This is a genomic window from Cupriavidus sp. Met-2 (assembly GCF_049843575.1).
Lineage (GTDB): Bacteria > Pseudomonadota > Gammaproteobacteria > Burkholderiales > Burkholderiaceae > Cupriavidus > Cupriavidus metallidurans.
Map to the genome: position 1 here is coordinate 1 of NZ_JBBHZL010000033.1, position 7490 is coordinate 7490.

At 61.5% G+C, this 7490-nt stretch carries 4 protein-coding genes; all 4 read right to left on the reverse strand.

Translation table 11 applies throughout. From position 1 onward, the window contains the following. Nucleotides 1-164: 164 nt before the first annotated feature. The gene (locus tag WD006_RS29015; protein WP_024569839.1) at nucleotides 165-1850 is read right to left on the reverse strand and encodes a site-specific integrase; all 1686 of its coding nucleotides are present in this window, start codon (nucleotides 1848-1850) and stop codon (nucleotides 165-167) included. Nucleotides 1851-1951: 101 nt separating this feature from the next. Next, nucleotides 1952-3475 (reverse strand): hypothetical protein, encoded by a 1524-nt coding sequence (locus WD006_RS29020; protein WP_035835142.1) that lies wholly within the window; start codon nucleotides 3473-3475, stop codon nucleotides 1952-1954. A gap of 41 nt (nucleotides 3476-3516) precedes the next feature. Further along, nucleotides 3517-4404, reverse strand: a complete 888-nt coding sequence (locus WD006_RS29025) for a hypothetical protein (RefSeq protein WP_024569837.1) — start codon at nucleotides 4402-4404, stop codon at nucleotides 3517-3519. Further along, nucleotides 4401-7340, reverse strand: a complete 2940-nt coding sequence (locus WD006_RS29030) for a Tn3 family transposase (protein WP_024569836.1) — start codon at nucleotides 7338-7340, stop codon at nucleotides 4401-4403. Before WD006_RS29030 ends, WD006_RS29025 begins: the two co-directional genes overlap by 4 nt. Nucleotides 7341-7490: the final 150 nt, after the last annotated feature.

Consider the following 7490-nt stretch of genomic DNA (forward strand, 5'->3'; position numbering starts at 1 on the left):
GGGGTAATCGTCCTTTTCGTGCAGATTGATACGGTTTGACCTAAAAAGGTTTTCCGTAACAATGACTTAGCGAGTCCCGATTTTCGGGACACACGGTCCTTTCCATGCAATTTGGCTCGGTTGCGCCCCGTTCCCTCGTAGGCACTGGCACACGATGGACGCGTTCAGGCCCCAAACTGGTCGGCGACCTGTTTCGCACGCCGGGCGTCGTCCGCATGCAGGTACATCGACGTCGTGGCCAGCGACGCATGCCGCAAGTTGTCCCGCACGGTTGTGAGTTCCGCGCCGCCGTCGAGCAGGTGTGTGGCGTGGGTGTGGCGCGTCCAATGGGGCGTCGCGCGCCGCAGTTTTTCCGCCAGCGTAGGGCTGCCATCCTCAACGACGTCGGCGGCCGTCGCGAAGAACCGCTTCATCACCCGCCATAGCCGCCAGGCGGTGATCCCTCCCTCAGTACTGAAGCTGCCGATCAGGGACGTCGACGGTCGCCACTGCGATGGCGTCACCGGCAAACCACGCTCCACGAGGTAGCGATCGAGCGCACGGCGGGCCAGCGGTGGCAGCACGACTTTGCCAGTCTTGTGGCCCTTGCCCACCACGCGAATCCACGCATTGCCGCCGGAATCCAATTCGATTGCCCGAAGCTGCGCGGCCACGAGTTCGCTGATGCGCAGCCCCGTGCTGTACGCGAAGTCCAGCATAAAACGCAACCGCTGTGCCGCCAATTCGCTCCAGCCGTAAGACCATTCCAGGCCGTCCGCGACGACGCGCACGAGCTTCCACTCGCCCTCGGTGAACGCACGCGCGGTGTCCAGCGCAGCGGGGCGTCCGCCGCGTACCTTGACGCCCGCAAAGGGATTGGCCAGTACGTACCGTTGCTCGATCAGCCAGCGGTACAGCGCGTTGAGCACCGATAACGCGTAGGCCGTGGAGCGCGCCGACAAGTCCCCCACGAAGGGCCGCCACGCCGGCGACGATCGCGGCTGGGCCTTGCCGACCCAGCGTGCACGCGGCGTAGGATGACGCAGGAAGCTGCGATAAGCGATCGCATCTTCGGTTGTCAAGGACGACAATGCCCGTCCGCGCTCAACGATGGCCCACAGCATCAGCCGCTCGGCCTCCTTGCGGTACGCCTTCTGGGTAGCCGCCGACTCGTGCAACGACAGCCAAGCCTGGACGGCCTCGTAGTCGTTGGTCGAGCCCAGCGCGCAGGTCGATCGGGGCGCGCGGAAGGCACCCTTCGATCCGTCCACCTCGTCGGGGACCGCGAGTCGCTCCCAGGGGACGAGTTCCTGCGCGTGCTCCACCGCGATCAGTGCGCGGGCCCGGGCCGTAAGGGCCGGGTGCCGGGCGAAAAAGGCCTCGATGCAACGTGCACCAGCAGGCCCAAGCCCAGGAATGCCCGACCACCAGCGCCGCCGCCTGGGCACGCGCAGCGTCAGGTCAGCCAGCGTGCGGATGCCCGCGGCGTGCAGTGGCTGCACAAGGTGCGGAGCCAGCCACTGTTCTACAGCGTCACCGATGAGCGGGGCCGGCAGCGGCATGCCGCGCAGCGTTTCGATCGCAGCTTGTGCGACCCTGGCTCCCTTCTTATCGGTGGGACTGCACGCCTGAAGCACGGCGGCGAGATCCGGCCTCGCCCGGCTGGTTGCGAAGGCAACCAGTTGACGTTTGATCTGGCCAATGATCGCCCGCGAAGATGCCCCCGCTGCCCGACGCTCGGGCAGATAGCGGTCCACGGCCTCGCGACTCGGCACGCCCTGCAGCCATGCCCGAAACGCAGCCAGTGCGGCCTCGTCCGGCCAGTCGATCCCGGTGGCCATGTGGCCAGTTACCAACAGCGCATTTTTCATGGTGGGTAGTTTATCTGGTCAAGGATGCTAGCCAACTAATAAGGTTTATCTTGGTAGACGTGACTTTTAGGGGGGCGCAGTCCGATAATGCGCCCCAAGTATCAGCTCGCGGGCAGATCGCGCACGAAGTTCCGCTTGGCTCGGTAGGTACTGCGCAACTCATCCAGCCACGCGCCACGTTGCGTGCTATCCAGCATCACGCAAATTTCCTTGACCAGGCCGAGCTCTGCACGGTAAGGGCTCGTTGCATCATTCATGTGGTTGACAAGGACGCGCTTGAGCAACGCGATGCGATTGTCCCGGTGCACGGGTTCAAGGTTGCGCGCGAGGTCAGCAAGGAGAGTATCGCGGCAGAACGCCGGCCGTTGCACAACGGCCAGCGCTTCGTCCCAGCGCTCTTCCGAACAGAGTACCTCGGCTCTCAACGTGACGTCGCGTTGCCCGATGACGGGGCCAAAACGATAGCGCGCCGCAAAGGCCCCCGGCCGCGTCATCGCCTGATCTTCGAGAGCGACCAGCGTGGCCTGCAGTTCTGCCCGCAACGCATCGACTTCACACCCGGCTGCCGTGCCGGCTTCGAGAACATCGTGATACCGCTCGACGCTCGGCGTCTTGTCGAAGCGCTTGCGGCTGATCGCCAGCACCTCATCAACCAAGCCTTCGCGCTCATAGCATCGCTGCATGTCTGCTTGCAGACGTGCGTCGTTCGGAAACATCTGGAGGGCACGTTCTGCATTGACGAATGCCTCACGCATACGGCCATGCTTATCGAGGAACTCGGTGACCTGCCGGTAGTCCTGTGCTTCAGACAGGTCTTCGCACAGTACGGCCAAGGCCCCATCGATGTCTCCCGTGCACTCCAGTTCCGCAAGATGCATTCGCTCAAGCATCGCTAAGCGCGGGCTGCGTGCCGCGCGACTGTCGAAATAGGGCTCGCGACGCCGCAGACGCTTGGCCTTTTCCACCTGCGCAGCGTGCTCGGCCTTCGCAGCCAGCACCTCATCCTTGGCCGCACGCCAATGCGCGGCCAATGCCTTACGGTACTGCTTGACTGCCGTCTCGCCAATCGCAGCTTCCGCGGCCGCAGTATCGAAACAGCCGAACGGGTCTTCCAGCAGCAACTGCAGGTACGTGTCTCCGAAAGCCATCGGCTGAGGCCCCGCAGCTTGCAGGGCCGCCACGAACTCTTCGCCGATGGAATTGGTCAGCCCGCCAATCTCGCCGTTCGAATCGTCTGCCTGATTGAGCACATGCCAAACTTGCCGCATTGCACACAACGATAGGGCAACCGCGCTGACCGCATCGCGGGCGCGAGCCTGAGCGAGAAGTGGCAGCACTGCGCCTGCGCGACTGGCGTAGGCAAAGCTCTGGCGCCAGCTAATGAAGTCGCTATCGGGTTCGAGGATCCCAGCGATCAGTGCCTGGAGGTCTGGGGCCTTCTCAGGCGACGCACTGATCTTGCGCCACTGTTGCAATTCCCGGGCAATCGGATAGTCGCGGTCAGCAAGCTGCAGCAGCCGATCTGCCAGCACTTGGGTGCTCTGTGCCTGCAGAAATTGATTCAGCGCCTCGCGACAATGTTCCTCACAGGCATCGGTACACTCATGCTTGGTGGTGTTAGTCATGGCAAGTCGGCCAGTATCCTGCCCAGCGTGGATCGAGTCACTCATTGTGCTTTCGTGATGTGCGCTGGCGCACATCGTTTGAGAATACGTTGCCAGCCATTGCGGGCCCGGACCGCTTCAGCCAGGATGTCGAGATATTCGTCGTGATCAACTTGGTCATCGGCGGGCAGTGAGGTCTCGGCATGCTGCTCTAGCAATTGCTGCCGTAGCTTGCTGCTGGTGGCCATCGAACAGATGCGGCTATACGCTTCGCACGCGTAGGCAAAGGTTTCGCGCCTGGTGTAGTCGATGTTCAGTAGGAATTCCTTGCTACGGCTCTCGTCCAGCCCGACGGTCGCTCGCTTGCAATTGTGGAAAACGTGGGCGGCCTCATGAACGACGAAGTCTGCAAACGGGTCGGTCTCGTGGAAATAGGACATCGAGACGTAGCTGGTGGTTTCCGCGCTTAGCCCCACGATATGGCAGGCCTGCTGGGAAAGGCCGGGGACGCCCACGCTGTACAGATAGAGGTTTGCCAGGCTCCAGGTCGTTGACAGCCACGGTTGCTCCATAAGGACTGCAACAATATTTTGCGGCGTGAGAAATACGACGCTGCGAGCGAGTGTGTCCAGGATAAGGGGCTGCTCGTCGACGCGAAACAGACCGTGCACCATGGGTGCCAGTTTGGTGCGGGCCCACGCATACAGGTCGCTGGGCAGGACCACCTGAGGGTCGAAACCGTTTGCCAGCCGAAGCGTTTCATCCACGAGTGCGGTTCGCAGCCGCTGATCGGCCTTTTTTGCTACGTCGACAAAGTTCATACCCGGCCAGCCTGCAAAGCTGCAATCGTGGTCACCGCTGCAAAGGTAGCGCTGTACCTCAGCATCGAGCCATTGTGGTGTGCCAATCTGTGGCTGGATTTGTTCTGTGGAGTTTGATTTTGTGGTCATGCCGTCGCCCGTCTCATGGCGGTACGGCGGCTTTGGATCAACACGTCCATATAGTGCTCGACACCGAAGCTGAAGATCCCGCGGAAATTGATGTGCCCGAAATGCCCCGGCCCCATTCGGCGTAGCCAGTCGTCCTCGATGTTCGTGCCATCCTTGCGCAAGCGCTCGACGACCTCGTTCATGCGGTGGGTGTTCCACGCCAGTACGATGTTGGTCAATAGCGCGTGCGATCCGGAGATCGCCTTCATCTCGTCTCCTCGCCGGCCGCGTTCGTGAGGCACCCGGCCAGAATAGATCGCGCGCTGCAACAGGTGCACCGACTCTCCCCGACTGAGCAAGGTATGAATCTCGCGGCGGAAATCCTCGATGGTCACGTAGTCGCACAGGAAGATGCTACGCAACAGCCGTCCAAGATGTTCGGCGGCCTTGTGCGCCTTTTCGGTTCTGGAGGTGCTGCCAATTTGCTGCAGCGCGAGCTCCGCGCTAATGCGGCCGATGCGGATCGAGGCCAGTACTCGCAGGAACTCGTCCCAACCCAGGCGTATGGCCTTCAAGGACGCACGCTTCTTGATAACACGTTCGAGTCCTTCTGGCACCTTGAACGCTACAGGTAGGTACAGTTTGCGTTCTGACAGATCGCGCAACCGTGGGCATAGATCGAAGTTCAGGCCCTTGGCCGTGGCCAATGCGGTGTTCGTGTATCCGTGCGTATCCACCGCCAGCAACGACAAGCGAATGCGATCGTCACTGCGGTTGTGCTGCTCGACACCTTCGATCGCAACGCCGGCCTGCCGCTCGTTCAAGACGATTGGCTGGTCATAGACGATGCCCCACTTGTCGAGCACGTGGGTGTAGATGCCGGCCGCGTAGGTACGACGGCGTGGATCGACGCGAGCGATCCACAGATGCCGCGAAACATCCAGTGACATCATGTCGGCCGATGCCTTCTTGCCGGTTCCCCAGTGTGCGGCTACCGGGATCTTGCCCTGAAATTCTGCCACCACTTCATTGGCCCTGCGCAAACGCCCGTGGACTTCCAGTGCGCGCATGGCAAGTGACACCTGTGCAGTATCAATGCCGGGAATCATTGCTGCGACGCCCTTGGCGTCGATCTCGGTGCCGTGCGCAATCAAAGCTGCATAGATCGACAACAGTTCGGTTTCGGACTGCGCGCGGTGGCCGAGCAGTACCTCACTGAAATTGGTCCACGAGTCCACCTCCAGCACCAAATCCGGAAGCTGCGCATCGCCGATCACCTTATAGATCAAATCGCGCGTGCGGCGCGGCTCATCGTCCTGTTCCAGTGCCTCGATCGCCGGCAGGTGAAGCATGCCATCGTCTCCGATTTCGATCTTGCCTTGGGCACAAGCTTCAGCCACTGCAGCCACGCCGGCCTGAAGCGTATCCAGGAGTGGCTCGATGAAGGCATCCGCTGTGGCCGGCAGTCCCAACAGGGCGAGGTATTTGTCGCGATCACGCTCCCACTCATCGGCAGGAATGAGCATGGTCTCGCGATCACGAAAGCGCATCGAGTGGTCGATCCATACGCTGCCCCGACGAAGGCTCTTGCGTAGCGACATCATTGTGCAGGCGGCGAACGCCTGGTAGCCACGCTTTTTGTCAGAGTCCTGGACAAGGTCGTGCCAGGCTTTGCCAACACCGGTCTCCGAGAAGTCTTCTGGTAGAGCCTTGAGGTTCTTGTTCTGCAGATCGCGCCACGCCTTGAGATTCGCAAAACCGGGATCGTCTTCCCTGCCGTTGAATTCCAGTCCATCCAGGCCCGACAGCAGAGTGCGAACTCGCTGATCGTCACCAGTCAGCGCTGCGCGCACATGCGACGCGAAGCTCGACTGCGCCGCGTCAATGACGACATCCAGATGCTTCAGGGCTTCATCCACTCGCTGCTGGCTCGATTTGCTCTTGTCTTGCAGGACGGCCTTGGCCTTCAATGCCTGCCGCCTGTCCTCCACGGCAGAACGCGTGTGCGTCGACTTCGCCTTGCCGGTCGCGCTCCGGAATAGATCCTGGCTGCGTCGGCTGGTCTGGTGTATCGCGATGTCGGTCAGTTCCAGCAAACTCATCCGCAGAAAGCACACCAACTCAAGCGCCTGGGTGCTCTGCTTTAGCTCCTTCGTCTTGGCCGGGCGGCGTGCATGCACCTTCTGCGCGTAGGCCCGCAGCTTTGGCTGCGCGATGTCATCCAGTTTCCACTCGTGCACGGCGAGGGATTTCAGGTAGCGGACCTTGTCCAAGGTCTCAGCGAGGTTGCTTGGGCCGTGGCGCCTGGAAGGGGCCTTGAGCCACTCGAGGTTCGTGGCAGGTCCGTTTCCACGCTGGCTGCGCAAGGATTCCAGGCAACTCTGCAGCGTGGCCGCCGGTACCGCACGGTTGATCGTAGCGAGCATCTGCGTTTCGTGGGCGGCAAATGCTTGCCGTGCCCAATCAGTCAGCTGGCGCGGGCCCGGAATGTGGAAGCGGCGATCATAGAGCCATCGCTGAGCAGCGGTGACAAGTTCATCCACGTGTGGTGCCGCTGTGGCCTGCACCCGGAGCATCTCCAGCAATTCCGCCTGACCGGTTGCATCGAGCGCCCGGATACCGAGATGCTCCTTGACCCATTGCTGATGCTCATACAACGTTGGCCGACGCTGATACAGCGTCTTCAGGCTGGCGATGGACAACAGTGGTGCGGCGAATGCACTGCACAGGTACTGAAGGAGATTGCGCGGCACCGCAACGAACCGGTCCAACGGCCGACCGCAGGCCTGTAGGCAGACGAGTTGCAGGCCGACCGCGGCATGTCTGTCTGCCCGAAACCGCGTCTTGATCGCCGTGATGTCCGTGCTGCTGAGCTGGAAGAACTGCTGCAGGTCGAATTCGGTCAAGCGAGCTGGCAGCGTCTCCCTGCCGACGTACCGATAGATAAATGCCGACATCGCCACTTTCTACAGTATTGTTCGGAGGAAGACTGTACGGCAAGAGCCCAGATCGCCGCAATAAGCCCCAGTCGGAAAGCCTGAAACCCTCGCCAGCAAAGGGTTAGCGGGCAAACCGTATCAATCTGCACGAAAGGGACGATCACCCCT

Bases quoted from the DNA above. Each gene is read 5' to 3' on its own strand.
- WD006_RS29015 (WP_024569839.1), bottom strand. From the start codon at position 1,850: ATGAAAAATGCGCTGTTGGTAACTGGCCACATGGCCACCGGGATCGAC.
- WD006_RS29020 (WP_035835142.1), bottom strand. From the start codon at position 3,475: ATGACTAACACCACCAAGCATGAGTGTACCGATGCCTGTGAGGAACAT.
- WD006_RS29025 (WP_024569837.1), bottom strand. From the start codon at position 4,404: ATGACCACAAAATCAAACTCCACAGAACAAATCCAGCCACAGATTGGC.
- WD006_RS29030 (WP_024569836.1), bottom strand. From the start codon at position 7,340: ATGTCGGCATTTATCTATCGGTACGTCGGCAGGGAGACGCTGCCAGCT.